This is a genomic window from Micromonospora sp. FIMYZ51, assembly GCF_038246755.1.
Classification (GTDB): Bacteria; Actinomycetota; Actinomycetes; order Mycobacteriales; family Micromonosporaceae; genus Micromonospora.
Map to the genome: position 1 here is coordinate 467029 of NZ_CP134706.1, position 21136 is coordinate 488164.

The window sequence follows — 21136 nt, forward strand, 5'->3', positions numbered from 1 at the left end:
CGCGTCCGGTTTCGGGAGGCGTCTCTCTGCGACGATGCTCCGCGCCGGCCCTACTTCAGGATCAGGCGGTTGGTCTGCTCGAAGACGTCCAGGTCGGCGAGGGTCTCCGAGACGCTGGCGGAGAGCGGGTACGGCATCGCTTCGCGGTGGAAGAACCCGGCGTCGCTTGTCTCGTCGGTGACCCGGGCCAACTGACCGTCCCACTCCTCCACCCGGAACGCCGTGGTGAAGATCTGGTACGTGTGGCCGTACATGTTGGTGTGGGTGCGGTCCGGGCCGGTGTAGAGCGCGAAGGCGCTGACCCGCAGGGCGCGCAGGCCGGTCTCCTCGCGTACCTCCCGCACGGCGCAGTCGGCGATCGACTCGCCGAGTTCCATGGCCCCGGCGGGCATCGCCCACTGCCCGTTGTCGGAGCGACGGATCAACAAGATCCGGGCCGCGTTGTCGCGGACCACGGCACGGGCGCCGACGAACATCAGCGTCCGGTCGCCGGCCAGCGCGCGTAGCTGCCCGACGTACGAATCAGCCCAGGAGATGCTCACCCGGACAAATTTACGGCGGCGGCCCGCGTACGACGGCCCGGATCTGCGAAAACAGGCCCGGCGTAACGTTTTTGAGCGCATCATCGCCATTAGGGACAGCGGCCTCGCACAGACCTCTCTCCCGGTGGGCGGCCCCGGCGTTCGCACCGCGCCGGGGCCGCCCTTTTTGCGGGCGACCCGCACTGTCAGTATTGCGAAACTTGTTCGCCTGTGTCCCGGCGATGGGGAAATCAACCCACTACCGCCCGTTACTCGCTTGCGCTGACCAGCACCTTGCCCACCACGGCGTCCTCCACCGCCTGATGCGCGGCGGCCGTCGCCGACAACGGGTACCGGTGCAGCGGCAGGCCGGCCTCCTCGCCCACCCGGATGCCGCCCTGTGCGGCAGCCGCCGCCACGTCCACCACCGCCTGTGCCTTGGCCGCCTTCGGCAGGGTGTAGACCAGCACGAACTGCCAACGGGCGTTCGGCACCATGAGCGGTCGGATCGGCAGGGTCACCTCGTCGCCGCCGTCGTCGGCGTAGACGCAGACCACCCCGCCGTGGTGGAGCAGTTGGGCGTCGGTGGCGGCGTTGCGGGCGGCGGAGACCTCGACGATCGTGTGGACCCCGTCGGGCGCGACCTTGCGGACCTCCTCGACCACGTCCTGGTCCCGATAGTTGATCACCACCGAGGCACCCGCCGCCGCAGCCAGTTGTGCCTTCTCGGCGCTGCTCACCGTGGCGATCACGCAGGCATCGGCCCAGGCCGCGAGCTGGATCGCCGCGTTGCCCACCGCGCCAGCCCCGCCCTGCACCAGCACCGTGTGGTCGCTCAACGCGCCCGGGCCCAGGCTGTCCGGCAGGTACTCACCGGCGGTCAGGCACCGGTGCGCGGTCAGGAACGGGATGCCCAGGCAGGCACCCAACTCGAAGGAGGCGTCACCGAGGCGGACCGCCTGGCGCACCGGCACCACCGTGTACTCGGTGGCCGTGCCCCAGGGGCGCTGCCAGGCCGCCTCCCAGAGCCACACCCGCTCGCCGATCAGGTCCTGGTCGACGCCCTCGCCGACCGCCTCGACCACCCCGGCACCGTCCTGCCCGGGGATCTGCCAGCCGGCCGGCAGCGGAAAGCTCCGGCGGGCCTTCCAGTCGGTCGGATTCACCCCGGCGTACGCGATGCGCACGAGCACCTCGCCCCGGCCCGGCTCGGGCACCGGCCGGTCGACCAGTTCGAGCACCGAAGGGTCGCCCGTGCGCTCGTAAACGATCGCCTTCATCCCCGTCTCCTCCCGTTTACCGCCCCGGTCGAGATGCTGATCCACCACCGACCGTAGGCGGGTCGGGGAGCGGCCGGTAGGGGTTCAGCCGAGCTGGGCCACGACCTCCGGGGTCAGCTCGTCGATCGAGTCCAGCACGGTCGACGCCAACCGCTGCGCGTCCGGATCGAGCGGGTACGCCCCGTGCGGCACCGCCACCACCCGCATCCCGGCCGCGGCGGCCGACCGTACGCCGTTTGCGGAGTCCTCCACCGCCACGCAGCGGGTCGGGTCGACGCCGAGCCGCTGTGCCACGGTCAGGTAGACATCCGGCGCCGGCTTGCCGCGCTCGGTCTGCTCGGTCGAGAGCGTGGTGCGGAACGTGTCGGTCAGCTCGGTGGCGGCCAGCGCCGCCGCGATCAACCGGGTCGGCGAGGAACTGGCCAGGCCGAGCGGCCACCGCGCGGCCAGCCGGCGCACCACCTGGTCCGCCCCGTCGATGAGCGGTACCCGCACCGCGTACCGCCGGGCCATCTCCTCGACCACTTCGGCGGCGACCTGCTCGGCGGTACGCCGTACGCCCAACTCGCCGCTGAGGTAGCGGGCCCACTCCCCGGTGCTCATCCCCATCAGCCGGCGCTGGGTGTCGTCCTGCCAGGTGCCGCCGTGCTCCGCCACGTACGCCCGCCGGACCTCCTCCTAGACCGGCTCGGAGTCCACGATCACGCCGTCAAGATCGAACACCACCGCATCCACCGTCATCCCGCCATCCTTCCAGGCAAGGAAGGGCCCCTTTTTAACGCCTCAGGTAGAGGAAGGGCCCCTTATTAACATCCGGGTTCGGGAAGACCGATCGGGTTGTCCGAGGGGATGACGCGGTACGCGGCATTGGCCAGGGGCGCCAGCAGGGCACGCAGGCGGTCCAGGGCGTCGGGATCGAGGGCCTGCCAGGGGCGGGCGGCGCTGGCGTCGGTGGCGTCCTCGACGGCCTGGAAGCCGGCCCGGCCGCGCTCGGTCGGTTCGCCGGCCGGGGTGAGCCAGCCACGGGCGGCCAGCCGCTCGCGGGCCTGGACCCACTCTTGCTCCGACCAGCCCCGGCGGAGCAGGGGCTGCGCGGCCATGCCGGTCGCGATCCGCCAGGCCAGCGTCTCCACCGGGTCGAGGTCGGCGGCGACCAGCGCCGCCACGTGCCCGTCCCCGCGGTGCTCGCGCAGTGTCGTGGTGGCCTGCCAGAGCCGGGCCAGCGGATAATCGCCGCGCGGCAGGGCGGCGTTGGCCGCGCCGAGCACCCGGCCGGGCGCGGTACCGACCGCCTCGGCGGCGGCCTCCAGCAGCTCGGCGGTCTCCGCCAGGTGCCGCTCCGGCAGCTCGTACGTCAGCTCGGCGAGCGCCTGCACCGCCCCGGTGAGCCGGGCCCGCAGCGCCTCCTCCGGCGTGGCCAGCTGCCACACGGCGGGCAGGGCCCGGGTCACCATGTGCGGGGCGAAGGTGAAGAAGGTGGCGATCACCGGCGCGGGTCCGATCGGCCCGAGCGGGGCGGCCCGGCCCGCGAAGTAACCGCGCCAGAATCCGCGCAGCCCGACCGCCTCGTAGGCGGCGCGGGCGCGCGGATGGAAGTAGGTGACGGCGTGCACCGGCTCGTAGTAGGTCCACATCAACCGGGCGAGCCGCCCGGGTTCGTCCACCGCCGTCACCACGACCCCCTACTGAGCGGCGAGCACGTCCACCACGAAGCGCAGCGGGCCGCCGGGGCGTCCGCCCGCGCCGTCGCCGTACGCCAGTTCGGCCGGGATGTCGAGCTGCACCCGGCTGCCCACGGTCACCCCGACCAGGCCCTTGTCCCAGCCCTCGATGACCTGGCCGACGCCGATCGGGAAGGTGGCCGGCTCGCCCCGGTCCCACGAGGAGTCGAACTGCTCACCGTTCTCGTAGAACACGCCCACGTAGTTGGTGGTGATCGTCTGGCCGGCCGTGACCTTCGGACCGGTGCCCTCGATCAGCGGGGTGACGGAAAGCTCGGTCAGCTTGCCCTCGCCGGCCGTGACGTTCGGCTTGCTGCCCAGCGCCGGGTCGGCACCCTCCGGCAGCTGCGGCGCCGGTGGCGCACCCGGGGCCGCCGGGTCCACGTCGCTCGGCGACGCCGACGCGGTGCCCGCCGCCTGCTCGGGAGAGTCGTCCCCACCGCGCTGTCCGATGATCACGAACACGGTGATCAGTACGCCGACCACGGCGACGGCGGCGAAGGCCCCGGCCCAGGCCTGCCGGCGGCGCTTGGCCTCGGCCGCCTTCTGCTCGGCCAACTGTTCGGCCAGTCGCCGCCGTGCCTTGCTCTCCTGCCCGCCCGCGTGCTCGCTCACGTCCTCGGCTCCCTGATGAGAGATGGATGCGTCCGGCCACGGACGCCGTCGCCGACACACGGTACCTGGTGGCCGGCGTACTTCCGACGGTCGATCGTGACCGGTGGGATTCCTGCGTCGATTGGGACAGATGTGCGGGGCCCGGAAAGGATTCCGGGCCCCGCATCGATGCCGACGCCGATCGGCCGCCACCTGCTGAGGACAGGGCGGTTCACCAGGAGGTCGGCTTGCCCTTCTGGAACAACCACACGTCGAAGAAGGCGGTCAGATCCTGCCCGGACTCCCGCTCGGCCAGCCCGATGAAGTCGGCCGTGGCGGCGTGGCTGTACTTGTAGATCTCCGCCCACTGCCGCAGGATCCGCAGGAACGCCTCCTCACCGACCTTGCCGCGCAGCGCGTGCAGGGTCATCGCGCCCCGGTTGTACGGAATGCTGCTGAACATGTCCATCGGGCCGGGGTCGGCCAGGACCACCTGCCAGAACGACGAGGAGGCGGCCCGCCCGTAGTTGCTGCTGCTGTTGAAGGTCTGGTTGACCGTCGCACCGCCGTTGTGCTCGGTGTACATCCACTGGCCGTAGGTGGCGAAGCCCTCGTTGAGCCAGATGTCCTTCCAGCGTTCCGGCGAGACGCTGTTGCCGTACCACTGGTGCGCGATCTCGTGGGCCATGGTGCCGACGCTCGCCGTGTTCGAGAAGATCGGCTTGGTCTGGGTCTCCAGGGCGTAACCCACCTGCGGGGCGTAGTCGACGATCGCCCCGGTCGAGGCGAACGGGTACGGCCCGAACAGCTCGGTGAAGAACTCCATCATCTTCGGGATCTGGGACACCGCGTTTGCCGATCCGGCGACCAGGCGGGGGTCGATCGCCACGTACGACGGGATGCCGCTGGGCGTGACCGACTCGGTGACCACGAACCGGCCGATGGTGATCGTCGCCAGGTAGGTCGCCATCGGCTCGGTGTTGTCCCAGACGTACGTGGTCCAGCCGTCGCGGGTCTGCTGGGAGAGGAGTTGGCCGTTACCGACGGCGGTCAACCCCTCCGGCACCTTCGCGGTGAAGCGGAACGTCGCCTTGTCGGTCGGGGTGTCGTTGCTCGGCAACCAGGCGGGCGTGCCCTGCGGCTCGCCGACGACGAAGGCACCGTCGTCGGTCGGGATCCAGCCCTCGATCGAACCGTCCGGATCGGTCACCGGGCCGGGCACCCCGGCGTACGTGACCACCACGGTGAACATCTGCCCGGTCTTCGGCTTCGGGCGTGGGGTGACGATCAGTTCCTGGCCGTCCCGGGTGAAGTCGTTCTTCTTCCCGTTCACGGTCAGCGAGGAGATCTCCGGCCCCCGGAAGTCCAGGTTGAACTGATCGAGATCCTGGGTGGCTCGGGCGGTGATCGTCGCGGTGGCGGCCATGAAGCGGGTCGCCGGGTCGTAGGAGAAGTTCAGATCGTAGTGCTGGACGTCGTACCCGCCGTTGCCCTGGTCGGGGAAGTACGGGTCGCCGACGCTCGGCGCGCCGGGCGAGAAGCGGGGAGCGCCGGGGTTGCCGGGTGCCGCGCCAGCCGTGCCCGGTGCCGCCAGCGCACCGGCGGCCAACAGGCCGGCGGTGGCCAGCGCGGCACCACGCGAGCGAGGAAATCGCATGTGAATCCTCTCCATGGGGGTTGCCCGGGAGCGTAAGGATTCACGATTTACCTGGTCAATGACTAACGGTCAGGATCAGGCGGTCTTGCGCGGGGCGGCCTTCTTCGCTGTCCTCGTCGTCTTCTTCTCAGCGGCCTTCTTGCCCGGCTGGGCCTTCTTGGCCGGCGTCTTCTTCTCCCCGGTGGCCTTTTTCGCCGTCGTGGCCTTCTTCTCGGTGGTCTTCTTCGCCGGCGCCTTCTTCGCCGCCTTCTGCTGGGCGGAGCGCGCTGACGTGATCGGGGTCGGCTCGCCAGCGCCACCGCCGGCGGCACGACCGCCACCGCCACCGCCACCACCGCCACCGCCGGCACGACCGCCGCCACCACCACCGCCACCGCCGCCGCCGGTTGCCGCGCCCGCCTCGCCGCGCGCCGCGCGAGCCCGCTCGACCGACGCCTTGAGGGCGGCCATCAGGTCGACGGCAGCCGGCGGAGCCTCCTCGGCCTCCTCCGGCTGGACCACCTCGCGTCCCTCCACCTTCGCGTCGATGACCTCCTGCAACGCGGTCCGGTAGTCGTCGGTGAACTCGTCCGGCTGGAAGTCGCCGGCCATCGAGTCGATGAGCGAGGTGGCCATGGCCAGCTCCGGCGGCCGGACCTTCAGGTCCTCGTCGAGAAAGCCGAAGTCCGGCTTCCGGATCTCGTCGGGCCAGAGCATGGTGTTCAACAGCAGCACGCCGTCGCGGACCCGCAGGGTCGCCAACTGCTCCCGCTGGCGCAGCGCCACCTTGACGATGGCCACCCGCTCGGAGTCGGTGAGCGCGTCCCGCAACAGCAGGTACGGCTTGGTCGCGGTGCCCTCCGGCTCCAGGAAGTACGCCTTGTTGTAGAGGATCGGGTCGACCTGCTCGGCCGGTACGAACTCCAGCACGTCGATCGCGTGCGAGGTGCTCAACGGCAGGTCGGCGAAGTCGGAGTCGGTGAGGATCACCATCTCCCCGCCGCCGATGTCGTAGCCCTTGGCGATGTCGTCGTAGCTGACCTCCTCGCCGCAGACCTGGCAGGTGCGCTTGTAGCGGATTCGCCCGCCATCCTCCCGGTGCACCTGGTGGAACCGGATGTCCTTTTCCTCGGTCGCCGAGTAGAGCTTGACCCCGATCGAGACCAGCCCGAACGACACCGCTCCCTTCCAGATGGCCCGCATCCTGCGCCCCCTTCCCCGGTATCGACCATGCTCGCACCAGATGGAACCGGGCGCGAGGCGTTCTGCCTGGTACTACAGTCGGAACGTGCCCGGCGCGCCGCTCAAGCCGATGCTCGCGATGACCGGGCAACTCCCGGCCGGCGACGGCTGGGCGTACGAGTTCAAGTGGGACGGCGTACGCGCGCTTGCCGACATCGGTGCCGGGCGGCAGCGCCTCTACGCCCGCTCCGGCGCGGAGATCACCACTGCGTACCCCGAACTGATCCCGCTCGCCGAGCAGGTGGACGACGCCCTGCTCGACGGGGAGGTGGTCCTCTTCGACGAGGCCGGACGACCCTCGTTCACCGCACTGGCCGAGCGGATGCACGTACGGAATCCGGTCAAGGCGGCCCGGCTGGCGGCGAGCGTGCCCGTCACTTACATGATCTTCGACCTGTTGCGGCTGCGTGGCGCGGACCTGACCGGCTGGTCGTACGCCCGACGCCGGGAGGCGCTCGACGAGCTGGGACTGGGTGCGGCGCGCTGGGCCGTGCCCCCGGTCTTCGCCGACGGCCCGGCCACCTACGAGGCCGCCGGTGAACACGGCCTGGAGGGGGTGATGGCCAAGCGGCTCGACTCGGCCTACCGGCCCGGGGTCCGCTCGCCCGACTGGCTCAAGGTCAAACTGGAGGTGACCGGCGACTTCGTGGTCGGTGGCTGGCGGCCCGGTGCGCGGCGGATCGGCGGCCTGCTGGTCGGGGTGCCCGGTGCCGGCGGGCGGCTCGTCTACCGGGGTCGGGTCGGCGGCGGCATCGGCGCGGCGCTGGAACGGCAACTGCTGCGCGAGTTGGAGCCGCTACGCACCACCGCCTCGCCGTTCACCGGTGACGTGCCCCGGGAGGATGCCCGGGGCGCGATCTGGGTAACCCCTCAGGTGGTGGTGGAGGTCAAGTACGGCCAGCGCACGCCGGACGGGCGGCTCCGGTTTCCCCGGGTGCTGCGGCTGCGGCCGGACAAACCGGCCGAGGAGGTCTCGGATGGCAGCTGAACGGCTCCGGGTGGAGGTCTCCGATGGCAGCTGAACGACTCCGGGTGGAAGTCGAGGGCCACACCCTTGAGCTGTCCAACCTGGACAAGGTGCTCTACCCGCAGGTCGGCTTCACCAAGGGTGAGGTGATCGACTACTACACCCGGATCGCGCCCGTGCTCCTGCCGCACCTGGCCGACCGCGCACTGACCCGGATCCGCTACCCGAACGGGGTGGAGGGCAACTCGTTCTTCGAGAAGAACGCGCCGGCCGCCACCCCGGCCTGGGTCCGCACCGAGAACCTGCCCGCTCCCGGGTCGAGCAAGGGCCGGGAAACCATCGACTACGTGGTCGCCGACGACCTGCCCACCCTGGTCTGGCTGGCCAACCTCGCCGCGCTGGAACTGCACACCCCGCAGTGGAAGGTCGGCGCGCACCCGGACCTGATGGTCGTCGACCTCGACCCGGGCCCGCCCGCCGGGCTGGAGGAATGCTGCACGGTGGCGATCCTGATGCGGGACCGGCTCGCCGACGAGGGTGTCGACTCGTACCCGAAGACCTCCGGCAAGAAGGGCATGCAGCTCTGCTGCCCGATCGCCGGCACCCAGTCCGCCGACGACGTGTCGGCTTACGCCCGGCGGATCGCCCAGGACCTGGAACGCGAACACCCGAAACTGATCGTGTCGAAAATGGCGAAGAAACTGCGTCCCGGAAAGGTGTTCATCGACTGGAGTCAGAACAACGCGGCGAAGACCACGGTCGCGCCGTACTCGCTGCGCGCCCAGGCCGTCCCGTCGGTGTCGACGCCGCTGACCTGGGAGGAGGTGGAGGCCGGCACGCGCGGAAAGCGGCCGGCCGTCCGCCGGTTCACCGCCGCCGAAGTCCTGGAACGAGTCGAAGAGTACGGCGACCTGTTCGCCCCTCTGCGAAGGAAGGGCCCCCTATTAACGCCTCGTGCATAGGAAGGGCCCCCTATTAACGCGCGGTCGCCACGGACCGGTTAACGCGCGGTCGCCAGGGATCGGCTGTCCACCGGCACCATCAGCCGAGGCGATCGTGGGCGTCGAGGACCTCGGCGATCACGTGCTGGTTGGCGGCGGCCAACTCGGGTGCGGTGTCGAGGTGCTGTCGCACCAACAGCAGCGCCTTCCACAGCGCCCAGCCGCGCGCCCGCGCCCAGGCGCCGTCGTCCTGGCCAATCGCCTCCCGGACCGCCCGGCGTACTTCAAGTCCCGGAACTGACGGGACGGGCTCGACAGGTCGGGCAGCAGATAGTAGGACGTAGCTATGTCTGCTGCCCTGCCCGTGCTCTCCGTCGTCGGCCTCGCCGAGCGGGAGCAGCCGCTGCTCGCCTACCTCGACCAGCGGACCGGGCAGCGCCAGCAGTTGACCGCCGCTGAGCTGGGCGATTGGTCGGCGCGAGCCGCTGGCCTGCTGCGGGACGGGTGCGGGCTGATCCCGGGCAGCCGGGTGGCGGTGCTGCTGCCGCCGCATCCGCGTACCGCTGCGGTTTTGCTCGGGGCCTGGTCGGTGGGGCTGGAGGTGTCGTTCCGGCCGCGCGCCACCGCCGGGCTGCCGGTGCTTGAGCCGGGCGGCGAGCGACCGTACGACGCCGTGCTGGTCACCCCGGAGCGGCTCGACGACTGGCTGGAGGACGTGCCCGACGGCGTGCACCGCTACCTGGTCGGCACCGGGCCGGAGCCGCTGACCGAGGTGCCGGCCGGCTGGCTCGACTGGTCTTCTGAGCTGCTGCGGCATGGCGGCTTCCCGGCCGACCGGCCACTGTTGCACGCCACCGACTCGGCCACCCCGGACGGCACCAGCTATGCCGAATGGGGCCAGCTCGCCCAGGCCGTCGCCGAGCAACTCGACCTGCGGGCCGGTGACCGGCTGCTGGTCGATGTCGCCGAGCACGACCATCCGTTGAAGTGGCTGCTCGCGCCGCTGGCGGCCGGCGCTTCGGTGGTGCTCTGCACCAACCTGGACCCGGCCCACCGGGACACCGTCGCCACCGCCGAGCAGGTCACCCGCATCCTCTGAACCGGCGCGTCGTCCGGCGGTCGAGCCGCGCCGGGCGCGCGGAACAGGGCGGGCTGTGATCCACCGCAAGCACGCACCGCCCGCCGCCGGGCATCCGCTGGTCACAGAAGACCCAATGGCGTACGCACTGCTGGTCCTCGGCCGAGACGGTCGCCCCGCCCGGCTCGACGCGGGCGCTGAGCCGGGCCAGCAACCGAGCGACGGTACGGGCGAACATCCGCGCCCGAGCCAGATCGGGCGCACTGACCGGCAGATGGATGACCCACCGTTCACCCACCGGTGGCCGCTCGTCGTCGATGGAAAGTTGATCTCCGCGTGGTGTCGATTCGTGCTGCACGGGTTGCCGCCCTTCCTCGGATCACGTGAAGTGGAAGGGCGGCCTCCGCCACGGTGCCGGCGGCGGAGGCCGCCCCTGCCCTACCGCCGCAGCCTCGATCGGCGGTACGACAGCAGGGCCGCGCGGGGGAAGCGCGCGGGAGTGGGGGTCTACCAGCGGCGACACGAAATCTGGTACGAGAGGCGCCAACCGACCGCAACAGCCCGCATCACCGAGAGTCACAGTATTGCCACTGAACCACCTATGTCAAGGATGTCTCTGAGTCAGCTACCTACCTATGTCATCAGCGCTACATGTGTTGCCTGCGTCTCGATCGCTGACTGATACTGGGTCCGCCAATCGACCGCAGGGGACCCTGTGCCAATTCCGCCCACCATGGACGAGCTGCTCGATGCTCTCCTTGGCAAGATCAAGGACGGGACCTACCCGCCCGGCTCTCAGCTGCCCTCCGGACGCAAGCTGGCAGCCGAGTACGACGTCTCGCAGTCCACAATCAGCCGCGCGGTCGCCACGCTGCGGAAGCAGGGTGTGCTTGTCGGTCGCCCGGGTCGCGGCGTCTTCGTGGCGGAGGCTGCCGAGCGCTGAGGACAGGGCGGGGCCGGCGCATCCGCCACCGCGTACCGCTCTCCAGCGGGACAACGGGGGTGATCGACGACTGCCATACTGATGTCGAGCGTTGTCCATGACGGGGGAATCAGGACGATGAGCGACCCACGGGGCTTTCGATCGGTCGTGACCAATGCCGGGCTGCGCGCCGATGGTGATGACTTCGCGGTCCTCGTCTCGGCCGCCCCGGCCACCTGTGCCGCAGTCTTCACCCGGTCCCGGCTGGCCGGGCCGAGTGTCGAGCTCAGTCGGTCGGCGCTGCGGGCCGCCGCCCCGCAGGGGGTGATCGTGGCCTCCGGCAACGCGAACGTGGCCACCGGCCAGGAGGGCCTGGCGAACGCCCGGGAGACCCGCGACCTGGTGGCCGACGCACTCGGCATTCCCGCCGAGGAGCTGCTCATCGCCTCGACCGGGTCGATCGCGCGCCAGTACCCGATGCCGACGATGCGCAAGCGGCTCGCGGCGCTGCCCAGCTCCTTTCCGCCGGCCGACTTCCACCGGATCTCCCGGGCGATCCTCACCAAGGACACCCGACCCAAGATCGTCCACCGTCGCTGCGGCTCGGCTTCCATCGTCGGCTTCGCCAAGGGCATCGGCATGATCGAGCCGGACATGGCGACGATGCTCGCCTTCTTCGCGACCGACGCCCTGCTGCCGGCGGACGCCCTCGACAGGATCTTCCGGCAGGTGGTCAGCTCCACGTTCAACGCGGTGAGCGTCGACTCCGACACCTCGCCGAGCGACACCGCCGCCGTGTTCGCAAACGGACTGGCCGGCCCGGTCGACGAAGCGGAGTTCACAAGCGTGCTGCACGACGCGGCCCTGGCCCTCACCCGGATGATCGCCCGCGACGGCGAGGGGGCGACCAAACTCATCGAGGCGCGGGTGGGCGGGGCGCGGGACACCGCCCAGGCGACGAGGGTCGGTAAGGCGATCATCAACTCGCCACGGGTCAAGACCGCCGTCCATGGCGGTGATCCGAACAGCGGCCGGGTGCTGGCGGCCATCGGCACCTGCGTCGACGACACGGACATCCACGCCGACCGGGTTCGGCTGTCCTTCGGTGGGGTGCCCGTCCACCCCGGCGGCGTCGCTGCGCCCCACCGCACCGCGCTTACCGACCACCTGCGCGGCGACCACGTCGTCATCGGAGTCGACCTGGGCATCGCCGACGGGGCCTTCACCGTTTACGGCTGCGACCTCAGCGCGGCGTACGTGACGGTGAACGCCCGATGACCGTCACGGAACACTCCTGGCCGGACCACCCGGCAGCACCGTCCGATCTCGTTGTCGCACCGCACGACTGGCCCGCCCTCACACCCACCGAACTGGCCCGCGCCCGCCGAGCCGGGCAGAGCAAACGGTGGCACGCCGTCGGGCCGGATCACCTCGCCCTCGGCGTGGCCGACATGGACCTACCCTCTCCGCCGATGGCGTTGCAGGCGATCGAGGACCGGCTGCGGCATCCGATCCTGGGCTACCATCGCCTGCTGCCGACGCTGCCCGAACAGGTGTCGCAGTGGTACGTCCGACACACCGGGTGGAAGCCTGACCCCGACGCCATGGCCGTGTTGCCGTTCGGTCTGAAGACCGCCATCCGGTTGCTGCTGGAGACGCTTGCCGACCGGAACCACCCCGTCGTCGTGCTCACGCCCTGTTACGACGGGCTGCGTCGGGTAGGCCGCGACGCCACGTGTGGGCTGGTGGAGGTGCCGCTGACCCGCGGCCCTGACCTGGCGTACGGACTCGACATCGAACTCCTGCGGGCGAGGATCCTCGCCACGGGAGCCCGGACCCTGCTGCTGTGCAACCCGCACAACCCCCTCGGCCGGGTCTGGTCGATCGACGAACTGCGGTCGCTCGCCGGTCTCGCCGAGGAACTTGATCTCTTGGTGGTCAGCGACGAGGTGCACAGTCCGCTGACCCATCCCGGGCGGCGGCATCATCCCTGGCCGCTGGTGGCGCGCCACGACCGATGGGCGGTGGCCAGTTCGCTGGGTAAGGCTTTCAACGTCTCGGGGATCGCCGGAAGCTGGCTGATCTGCGGCCGACCGGCCGAGCGGGCTCCGCTGCTGCGGGCGCTGAAGTCCTGGGGACACCACCAGGGCAGCCTGCTGGGCGACCAGGTGATGGACGCCTGCCTGCGGCACGGCGACGACTGGCTGGCCGAGCGAACGGCGTTGGTGCAGCGCCTCGTCCAGCACGCGCGGCGGGTGCTGGCCCGGGATGCGCCGTCGATCGGATGCGCCGCACCGGAGGCCGGCTACCTGCTCTGGTTGGACCTGCGCCGGGTCGTGCCGGCGTCGGCACCCGACGACCTCTCGGCGTACCTCGAAGAACGCTGCGGCCTGCGGCTCGTGGCCGGCGCTCGCTTCGGCGGCGACCATGCCGGCTTCGCGCGGATGAACGTGGGTACGTCCTGGCCGGTGCTCGACGAGGCCCTGCGGCGGCTCGGCCGGCTGGCCTGACCTACGCCGTGAGCCCGCCCAACTTCGCCCGCAACAGCGCCATCCGGTCGCTGCGCAGCGGCACGCTGAGCCGGTACCGGTAGGCCGTGCTCCGCTGCCGTTCGCTCCAGTACGTGTGCCGCTTGCCGAGGATCCCGAGCGACCGTAGCCGGACCGGCCCGGGATCATCCTCGTCGGCGAAGAAGAGAAATGGCACGTGCCGGGCTGCCGGACGTGCGCCGTGCACGCCAGCGTCGTCGAAGACGGCCAGCGTCTCGCTACGGGCCTGAGCGACCCGGCTGCGCAACGGCCCGAAGACGTCACCGGCCGCGAGGATCGCCCGGGCCAGGCGTAGGGAGAGCGAGGACGGCAACATCGGCGGGAGCAACTCCCGTAACCGGGGGGTCACCTCGGGCGAGGACACCGCGAAGCCCACCCTGAGGCCGCCCATGCCGTATCCCTTGGACACGCTCCGGACGACCACCAGGTTGGGCACCTCGTCGACCAGCGGCACCACGCTGTCCTCGGGCGGGAGATAGTTCGCGTACGCCTCGTCCACGACGACGGTCACCTGCTCGGGCAGCCGGCTGCACAACTCCCGCAGCTCGTCATGCGCCATGGACACCCCGGCCAGTGCCGGCCGGTCGAGCAGGACGAGCCGTGCCCCGCCACGCACGATGTTCCGGACGTGGTCCGCAGTTGCGAAGTCGAACCGCGAGACGCACCGCCCGCCGGCCATCCGCACCCAGTGCGGCAGGTCGGGATACACGTCACCCAGGATGTAGGCCGACTCGCGCCCGGCCAGACCGGCGAGCGCGTGCAACAGCGGAATCACCCCGGCGGCGGCGGTGACGTGGAGTCGGCCGGCGGCCGTCGGGTTGAGTGCCGCAACGGTCGGGCCCAGGAACGCCTCCCCGTACGGATCCTGCACCAGATAACTGCCGATCGTGGGCAACCCGGTGGCGATCTCGTCGGCCAGCTCACCGGTGAGCAGAGCAGCCAGGTCGACCGCGAGGAACTCGCGCTCGTCCACCGTCCAGGCCAGGTTCAGCAGGTCACCGTCGTCAGCCAGGGAGGTCAGCCCGCGGTACGAGTCGTTGGCGAGGGGCATTGCGTTGCTCCTTCCGTGACCCAGCCGGACTCCAGCAGCGCGTCCACAAGCAGGTCGACGACCGGTCCGGCCAGCGGCCGGCGCAGGGCGTACGAGGTGGTGGCCACCAGACCGTGGCGGTCGGTGCTGCCGTCGGCCCGGATGGCGAGGTTGAAGAGCACGGACAGCCAGGACTTGTCCGTCGCGATCGCCCCGGCCACCGCCGCGCGGGTCCCGCCCGGCAGGGCCTGTTGCATGGCCCGTAGATTCAGCGGCCCTTCCCAAGCTGCGGTGAGCCCGCCGAGGTCCCGCCGGTCCGGGGCAGCTACGGGTGCGCCGTAAAGCAGTGCGCCGACGCCGGCCGTGTAACGCGCCACGTGGTCGCGAAGTCCGTACCCCCACGGGTCGCCGTGCCGGGCGGCGATCCGCGCCGCCGCCTCCTGCTGCGCTGCGCACCACCGCCGCACCGCGCCGGGCCGGGCCGAGCCCGGCTCACCGGGACCCGCCGCCAGGTGGACGAAGGCCGCTGCGGCGGCGGTCGAACGACGCATCTCCAACGGTGAGACCTTGTCCGGCGTATCGGCGGCGGAGTGGTTGAACCGGTCAGCCGGATGGCAGAACTGCACGGCGGGTCGCTGGATCGAGGGGTCGGCGAAGAGGGCGTGATCGGAGAAACCGTCGAACTCCACGGCCGTCCAGGTGTCGCCCGTCCCGGTCGACGTGCCCGCGAACACCGCGTCGACCACATGTTCCGCAAGCGCCGGCACCAGCGAGGGCCGCAGATCCGGCGGTCGCTCGACGACGAACGGGGAACCACACCTGGCCTGGTCCTCGCCGACCATGTCGAGGTTGAGCACGGCAGCGGGTAGCCGCCCGTCGCGGTGCTCGTGCAGCACGGCGGCTACGCCGAGGAACTCCGGCCCCCAGAACCAGCGGATCCCTCGGGCGGGTCGATCCGGACGGCCCGACCGGCCGGCACGACCGATGGCGGCGGCGGCACCCAGAGCCGCCGCCACCCCGGAGGCGTTGTCGTTGGCGCTGGGACGCGGGTGACACAGGTGGGCGGTCACCCAGATCTCGTCGGCCTGCGGATCCATGCCTGGCAGCAGGCCCGACACCACCGGCATCCTCGCCGTACGGTCGACGACGATCCGGACCGTCGCCTGCCCCCCGGCCCGGGCCAGCTCAGCGGCGACGCGGAACTCGGGCGGGGTCAGGCTGAACGCCAGCAGGCTGGTGTCGGGCGGTAGTTCGATCCGTCCGCGCCAGGTGGTTCCGCCGTCGTCCCGGGCCGGCCCGTCGGTGACGAAACCGATGGCGCCGGCCGCCACCAGCCGGGGCAGCAGGGAACCGTCCAGGTAGTCGGGCCGGTCCACCACGACGAGCGCACCGCCCAGGGGGGTGGCACCGTGCAACTCGACCAGAGGCGCGGTCGTGCCGCCGGCCGGTGTGGCCGAGGAGTACGTGGCGACGGCGAACGGGCTGCGGTGGTGGTCGAGTTCGACGGCGGCACCGCCGGGACCGCTGAGCCGGAGGAGGGCCTCTCGGGGGGTCCAGCTCACGGGGGCCCGGAACGACCACCAGTGCGCGGCGCCGTCGGCGGGATACTGACGGATCTGCACCTCGGTGAGCCCAGCCCGATCGGCGGCGTCGGCCACGACATCGGCGGCCCTGGTCAGCCCGGTGGACGCCTGGTAGCGGTCGAGGCCGGCCAGCCGCTCGACACAGGAGAGAGTCTCGTCGACCGCGACCTCGGCGAGGTAGTGGTTGACGATCGGGTCCGGCCCCACGGTCAGTCCACCGGGTAGCCGTCGTACGTGGGTGCGCCGTGGTCGCGGTACCAGACCCGGATGAGATGCCGCTTGCGTTCCGGCTCGTCGAAGTCTTCGAAGGTGCTGCGGTAGTGCCCGCACTCCAGGTTGTTGAGGTATTGCAGCTGGCCGGGCTCGATGGTGAACTCCACCTGCAAGGACTCGTCGGCGAGCACGGAGTCCAGCAGGTCGAGCGCAGCCACCAGCGGAGCGTCCATCTCCTCTTCCATCAGGGTGTATCCCCGACGGACCAGGTTGCGGACAAGGCGTACCGAGAGCTGCCCGTCCTCATACCGGAACATCGGCGCCCACAACACGGCGGGCGCGCCGGGCGCGAACTCGGCCTGCCGGTCGAAGTACATCGGCTGGTACAGCCGGCGCAGCAGGTCCGGCGCCCGGCTGAGCAGCTCGTTGTGCACGGTGTAGAGGCTGCAAAACCGGCTCACGCCGCCGGAGCGTGCCTGTTGCAGGCAGAGCAGCCCGACGAACCGGGGCAGGGTCACGCCGAACCCGTTGTCGGTGTGGAAACTCAGCTCGACGTTCGTGGCGGAGCCACGCACACCGAAACCGAACCGCTGCCCGGTGTCGCGGACGTCGTAGAGCATGGTTCCGTCCCACTTCGTCGCCACCGGGCTGCTCATGAGCTGCCCGAGCACCCAGTAGGCAGCCGTCGCCTCCTCCCGGCTCAGTTGCTCAAGCGGCAACCGGTCCACCACGGCGAGGCCGATGCCGTCGGTCAGCGTGTGCCGGACCCGGCGCATCAGTTCCCTGCTCTGCGGCAGGTCGAACTGCTGCGGGGCGCGTAGCAGCAGTGGCAGCGGTGCCTTCCGCATCTGCGTGACCAGGTGGGTCACCTCGTCCAGGACCTCGCCAGGCAGGCGGATCAGCCAGTCCTGCGGACCGATGTCCTTCCCCCGCCAGGCGCGGTCCGGTCCCACCTCGGTGTCCAGCATGGTCACCGGCGCGTTGTCGGCCACGAGTCGCAGCACCCGCGAGTCGTCGATCTGGGCACGGACCATGGTCATGAGTGGGCTCCTTCCCGCGCCCGGGGCGTCGCGCCACGGGCCGCCAAAACGTCCACGAAGTTGTTGGCCCACCGGGCCACGAGGTTGATGACGCTGCTGTCGGCGTGCGGGCGGGCGGCGGAAAGCTGGAAGAAGACCATTCCCTCCACGGGCGCACCCAGCACCGTGAGGCGTTCGTCCACCCAACCGTCGCGGTCGCGCGGATGGAAATCGGGGGAGACGTCGATCGCTCCCGGCAGGTAGTCGTCGGCGGGGTCGGCAGCCGGGTTGCGCCACTGCCGCAGCAAGCCGCGTCGGATGAGATTGCGGTAGAGCGGGCCCCGGTCCAGGTGCGGGTCGAAGGGATGGCCTCGGCCCTCCACCACGACGTCCACCTCGTGACACACCTGGCCGTCGCGGTCGCGCAGCCGAAACGCCGGCCGGCCGGCAACCGGTTCCACCACCGGGTCCGGGCCGACCGAGAGGTCAAGTACGCCGCTCTCGACAAGCGCCAGCAGCTTGAGCATCGGCTCCACCCCGGTGCCGTTGGACATCCGGGCGTAGTGCCGGAGATACACCTCGCGGAACTGCCGGTGCGACCGGGCGGTGAGTCCGCCGAAATCGAGCACCGCCGAGAACACCTGGCGCAGGTCACGCCACACCCCGTCGCAGGCCGCCTTCACCGGGTTGCGCAGGTTGCCCTGCACGGCGGCGGTGATGTCCCGGCGCAGATGTCGGATGACCCGCAGCTGCCAGCCGGTCCCGTCATCCGGCCCGGCACTGTCCAGCGGGTCGAAGAGCGTACGCCAGTCGAAGGCGTGGTCGCGCAGGTCGGTGGAGTGACCCCACGGCGACGTACGGGCGGGTCCGTCGCCGAAGACGAAGCGGCGGAACGACTCGGTCTGCTCCGGGTCCGCGCAGCCCCGCGCGAACCGGTCGCTCACCTCGTCGAACCAGGCGGCCACGGGGGCCAGGAGGTGATCGACGGCGTGGTCCCTGGGGCAGTGGACGACGCCGTTGAGGAACTCGAGATACCGAGGGCGTGCCCGTTCCCGCAGTTGGGTGGCGGCGGTGCTGCCGAGCAGCGTGCGGTGGTACGCGTAGGCCATCTCGAGCACCACCAGCGGGAAGATGTGCGCCTCGAAATCGAGCTGCCGCACGGTACGCCCGTCGAGGACGGTCGGGCGGCCGACCGAGGCCCGCAGTGCCGCGACGGCCGCCAGGGTGAGGAACGCCGGCTTGTGCTCCAGCGCCGCGTGGCCGTTCCCGGTGCCGTCGTCGGCCTTCTGGTTGTCCGGTCGACACCAGGGTGGCAACCCGCTCGGGCTGACCGCCACGATCTGCCGTGGCTCCGCGCCTGCCGGCTGGTATCGCAACCATGGCACCGGACCGTCCGCGACCGGCACGAACGACCCGCCCCGTCCCTCGGTGAGGTGGAGTACCAGGTCGATCGAGGTAAGCCCGAGACCGAGGACGCCGAGCCGGCAGCCCGGCGGCACCGTTTCGGTGGTCAGCCGATCGCCGAGCGGGTAGGGGCTCGGGACGTACCGTGCGTGGGGTTGCCTGGCGGCGTGGCGTTGCAGACTCGCGGCGAGCGAGCCCGGCGCCGGCCGGTTCTCCGACTGGCCGGTGACGAGCAGCACGTGGTCAACCGGGACGGCCAGCTTCTCGGTCCGGACCACCAGTCGGCCCTGGATGTCCTCGATGTCGATGACCTCACCGGCGTGCAACCGGACCCGCACCCCCGCGACGGACCGCAACAGGTCGACGTACCGGTCGAACATCTCGCGCAGCGCGATGCCGTGCAGGTACCGGCGTGGCACGTCGCGCGGGCCAAGGTCGAAGCGGCGGTCGCCGCTCTCGGCGAACCGGCGGCGGCACCACTGCACGAACGTGGGGCGTAGCTGCGGCGCCAACAGGTGCCGCGCTTCCCGGTTCGACTCGTCCGCGGCGAACGACAGTTGGCTCGCGACCCGGTTGAGGTAGTTGGTGGTGGGTTGCTGATCGTCGTGTGCCGCCCCGGAGCCGAACCGGCCGGTCCGCTCGATCACCGTGACGTCCAGACCATCGGGCAGCGGCACGTGCGGAAGCTCGGCACAGAGCCGTTCCAGGGCGTACGTGCACCAGGGGCCGCCGCCGACGATGGCGAGCCCGGGGGAACCGGTCATGGCACGTCCCGTCCGCTGTCGGCGCCGGTCGCGGTCAGCTCCGGCGACCGGCTGAGGAAGTCCGACGCCGATTCCAGCGCGGCGGCGACGCGGAACACCGTCCGCTCGTCGAAGGGCCGACCCACGATCTGCACGCCGAGCGGAAGCCGGGCCTCGGAGAGGCCCACCGGCAGTGCGAGCGCAGGGTTTCCCGTGACGTTGAACGTGGGAGTCTGCACCGACACGGCGTGGCTGGGCGGCGGCCAGTCGAGGGGGAAGTCGTGGAACGGCGCCGCCGGGGCGATGCCGGTATTGGTGAGCAGCGCGTCGTGGTCCCGGAACACGGTGTTGAGCGCCACGGTGAGCTCGCGGCGGGTGCGCAGGGCCTGGACGAGGTCCGCCGCGCTCAACGTCGCGGCTGGCGCGATGCGCTGGTACGTGTACCGGCCGTAGTCGTACGGGCGGGTGCGCAGGGTCTCTTCGTGGATCGCGTACGCCTCGGCCAGCATGATGATCCGCCCACACGCCTTGAACAGGTCGAAGGGCGGCAGCTCCACCTCGTCGACCACCGCGCCGAGCCGCGCGAGCCGGTCCGCTGCGGCGTCCACCGACGAGACGACCTCGGGGTGGATGCCCGGCAGCGTGGCGAACATCTTCCGGGCGTAGGCGATCCGCATGCCGGCCACCCCGGCGTCGAGTTCCCCGGTGTAGTCCTGCGGGGCGACCGGCGTGCTGCTCGGGTCTCGCGGGTCGAAGCCGGCCAGCACCGACAGCGCCAGCGCGGCGTCGGCGACCGTGCGGGTGAGGGTGCCGCAATGGTCGAGGGAGTACGACAGGGGATACAGACCGAACCGGGACACCAACCCGTACGTGGGTTTCAGCCCGACGACGCCGCAGTTGAAGGCAGGGGAACGGATCGAGCCGCCGGTGTCGGAGCCGAGCGCGAGCGGCACCAGCCGGGCGGCCACCGCCGCAGCCGACCCGGCCGACGAGCCGCCGGTGAAGTGGGTGGGCTTCCACGGGTTGCGGGCGGGCGGAAAGGGCAGGTCGAAGCCGGGACCGCCGAGCGCGAACTCGGCGGTCGCGAGCTTCCCGACGAGCACCGCACCACCTGCCCGCAGCAGCGCCTCGCTTGTGGCGTCCTCGGCCGGCACGTGATCGAGCAGGAGCCGGGAGTTGCAGGTTGTCGGGATGCCGGCCGAATCGATGATGTCCTTCAACCCGTACGGGATGCCGTGCAGCGGGCCGCGATCGACCCCGGCGGCGAGTTCGACGTCGGCGCGGGCCGCGTCGGCACGGGCCCGCTCCGGAGTCACCCGGATGAAGGTGTGCAGCTCCGGGTCGACCGAGGCGATTCGGTCCAGGACGTGTTCGGTGAGCGCCCGGGAGCTCAACGTCCCCTCGCGCAGGGCGGCGCCCAGTTCGGTGATGGTCCACTCGTGCACCGGTCGGTCCGGGGCGATCAGGTCACTCCGCACGGAGCACCTCGGCCAGATCGAAGACGATCGCCGGCTCCGCCGAGGCATCCCGGGGCTGGCGCATCATCGCCGCCATGGCGCTGAGTTCCCGGAAGCCGGCGAGGACACCGGCCCGGCGGTCATCGGGCGGGCTGATCCCGGCCCGTGCCATCAGGACGTCCAGGACGTGGTCGTCCGCTGCCTCGCTGCGGATGTCTGTCATGCGTGTCTCCATC

19 protein-coding genes and 1 pseudogene are annotated in these 21136 nt (G+C 71.1%); 6 read left to right on the forward strand and 14 right to left on the reverse strand.

Features of this window, described 5'->3' with window-relative positions:
• Positions 1-50: 50 nt before the first annotated feature.
• The 7 genes and pseudogenes from QQG74_RS02310 to QQG74_RS02340 all read right to left on the reverse strand — a co-directional run bounded on the left by QQG74_RS02310 (position 51) and on the right by QQG74_RS02340 (position 6955).
• Positions 51-542 carry an NUDIX domain-containing protein gene (locus QQG74_RS02310; RefSeq protein WP_341718632.1) on the reverse strand — a complete coding sequence of 164 codons (492 nt, stop codon included), beginning with the start codon at positions 540-542 and terminating at the stop codon, positions 51-53.
• Positions 543-790: 248 nt separating this feature from the next.
• On the reverse strand, positions 791-1801 hold the full coding sequence (locus QQG74_RS02315) for an NADPH:quinone reductase (RefSeq protein ID WP_341718633.1): 1011 nt from the start codon (positions 1799-1801) through the stop codon (positions 791-793).
• Positions 1802-1885: 84 nt separating this feature from the next.
• A pseudogene (locus tag QQG74_RS02320) lies at positions 1886-2542 on the reverse strand (HAD family phosphatase).
• 65 nt (positions 2543-2607) lie between these two features.
• A complete protein-coding gene (locus QQG74_RS02325; RefSeq protein ID WP_341721110.1) occupies positions 2608-3435 on the reverse strand; it encodes a hypothetical protein in 828 nt (275 codons plus the stop codon).
• 48 nt (positions 3436-3483) lie between these two features.
• The gene (locus QQG74_RS02330) at positions 3484-4137 is read right to left on the reverse strand and encodes an FKBP-type peptidyl-prolyl cis-trans isomerase (protein ID WP_341718634.1); all 654 of its coding nucleotides are present in this window, start codon (positions 4135-4137) and stop codon (positions 3484-3486) included.
• A 211-nt stretch (positions 4138-4348) separates the two neighbouring features.
• Entirely contained in the window at positions 4349-5773 is a 1425-nt protein-coding gene (locus QQG74_RS02335; RefSeq protein ID WP_341718635.1) for a M1 family metallopeptidase, read from the reverse strand.
• A gap of 75 nt (positions 5774-5848) precedes the next feature.
• The gene (locus QQG74_RS02340; RefSeq protein ID WP_341718636.1) at positions 5849-6955 is read right to left on the reverse strand and encodes a Ku protein; all 1107 of its coding nucleotides are present in this window, start codon (positions 6953-6955) and stop codon (positions 5849-5851) included.
• Between the two features lie 85 nt (positions 6956-7040).
• On the opposite strand from QQG74_RS02340, the gene ligD (QQG74_RS02345) reads away from it, so the two are divergent.
• From ligD (QQG74_RS02345) to QQG74_RS02355, 3 genes are all read left to right on the forward strand, one after another.
• Positions 7041-7982 (forward strand): non-homologous end-joining DNA ligase, encoded by a 942-nt coding sequence (gene ligD / locus QQG74_RS02345; protein ID WP_341718637.1) that lies wholly within the window; start codon positions 7041-7043, stop codon positions 7980-7982.
• Positions 7983-8005: 23 nt separating this feature from the next.
• Positions 8006-8923: a non-homologous end-joining DNA ligase gene (ligD, locus tag QQG74_RS02350; RefSeq protein ID WP_341718638.1), complete on the forward strand. Its 918-nt coding sequence runs from the start codon at positions 8006-8008 to the stop codon at positions 8921-8923.
• Positions 8924-9248: 325 nt separating this feature from the next.
• Complete coding sequence (locus tag QQG74_RS02355) at positions 9249-10001, forward strand: TIGR03089 family protein (protein ID WP_341718639.1); 753 nt, start codon at positions 9249-9251, stop codon at positions 9999-10001.
• On the opposite strand, the gene QQG74_RS02360 is transcribed toward QQG74_RS02355, so the two are convergent.
• Positions 9985-10278: a hypothetical protein gene (locus QQG74_RS02360; RefSeq protein WP_341721111.1), complete on the reverse strand. Its 294-nt coding sequence runs from the start codon at positions 10276-10278 to the stop codon at positions 9985-9987. The two genes, QQG74_RS02355 and QQG74_RS02360, sit on opposite strands and share 17 nt — an antisense overlap.
• A 435-nt stretch (positions 10279-10713) precedes the next feature.
• Here QQG74_RS02360 and QQG74_RS02365 point away from each other — a divergent pair, with 435 nt between their 5' ends.
• The 3 genes from QQG74_RS02365 to QQG74_RS02375 all read left to right on the forward strand — a co-directional run bounded on the left by QQG74_RS02365 (position 10714) and on the right by QQG74_RS02375 (position 13412).
• Positions 10714-10923 carry a winged helix-turn-helix domain-containing protein gene (locus tag QQG74_RS02365; protein ID WP_341721112.1) on the forward strand — a complete coding sequence of 70 codons (210 nt, stop codon included), beginning with the start codon at positions 10714-10716 and terminating at the stop codon, positions 10921-10923.
• Between the two features lie 117 nt (positions 10924-11040).
• Positions 11041-12180 carry a bifunctional glutamate N-acetyltransferase/amino-acid acetyltransferase ArgJ gene (argJ, locus tag QQG74_RS02370; protein WP_341718640.1) on the forward strand — a complete coding sequence of 380 codons (1140 nt, stop codon included), beginning with the start codon at positions 11041-11043 and terminating at the stop codon, positions 12178-12180.
• Positions 12177-13412 carry an aminotransferase class I/II-fold pyridoxal phosphate-dependent enzyme gene (locus QQG74_RS02375; protein WP_341718641.1) on the forward strand — a complete coding sequence of 412 codons (1236 nt, stop codon included), beginning with the start codon at positions 12177-12179 and terminating at the stop codon, positions 13410-13412. Before argJ ends, QQG74_RS02375 begins: the two co-directional genes overlap by 4 nt.
• A gap of 1 nt (position 13413) precedes the next feature.
• Here QQG74_RS02375 and QQG74_RS02380 read toward each other — a convergent pair whose 3' ends face one another.
• The 6 genes from QQG74_RS02380 to QQG74_RS02405 are packed head-to-tail and all read right to left on the reverse strand — an operon-like array spanning position 13414 to position 21123.
• Complete coding sequence (locus QQG74_RS02380; RefSeq protein ID WP_341718642.1) at positions 13414-14502, reverse strand: aminotransferase class I/II-fold pyridoxal phosphate-dependent enzyme; 1089 nt, start codon at positions 14500-14502, stop codon at positions 13414-13416.
• Positions 14469-16271 (reverse strand): M28 family peptidase, encoded by a 1803-nt coding sequence (locus QQG74_RS02385; protein WP_341718643.1) that lies wholly within the window; start codon positions 16269-16271, stop codon positions 14469-14471. Before QQG74_RS02385 ends, QQG74_RS02380 begins: the two co-directional genes overlap by 34 nt.
• A 2-nt stretch (positions 16272-16273) precedes the next feature.
• A complete protein-coding gene (locus QQG74_RS02390; protein ID WP_341718644.1) occupies positions 16274-17317 on the reverse strand; it encodes a TauD/TfdA family dioxygenase in 1044 nt (347 codons plus the stop codon).
• Positions 17314-19464, reverse strand: a complete 2151-nt coding sequence (locus QQG74_RS02395; protein ID WP_341718645.1) for an FAD/NAD(P)-binding protein — start codon at positions 19462-19464, stop codon at positions 17314-17316. The genes QQG74_RS02390 and QQG74_RS02395 overlap by 4 nt, the downstream gene beginning before the upstream one ends.
• A complete protein-coding gene (locus QQG74_RS02400; protein ID WP_341718646.1) occupies positions 19461-20921 on the reverse strand; it encodes an amidase in 1461 nt (486 codons plus the stop codon). The genes QQG74_RS02395 and QQG74_RS02400 overlap by 4 nt, the downstream gene beginning before the upstream one ends.
• Positions 20911-21123, reverse strand: a complete 213-nt coding sequence (locus QQG74_RS02405; RefSeq protein WP_341718647.1) for a hypothetical protein — start codon at positions 21121-21123, stop codon at positions 20911-20913. Before QQG74_RS02405 ends, QQG74_RS02400 begins: the two co-directional genes overlap by 11 nt.
• Positions 21124-21136 lie beyond the last annotated feature (13 nt).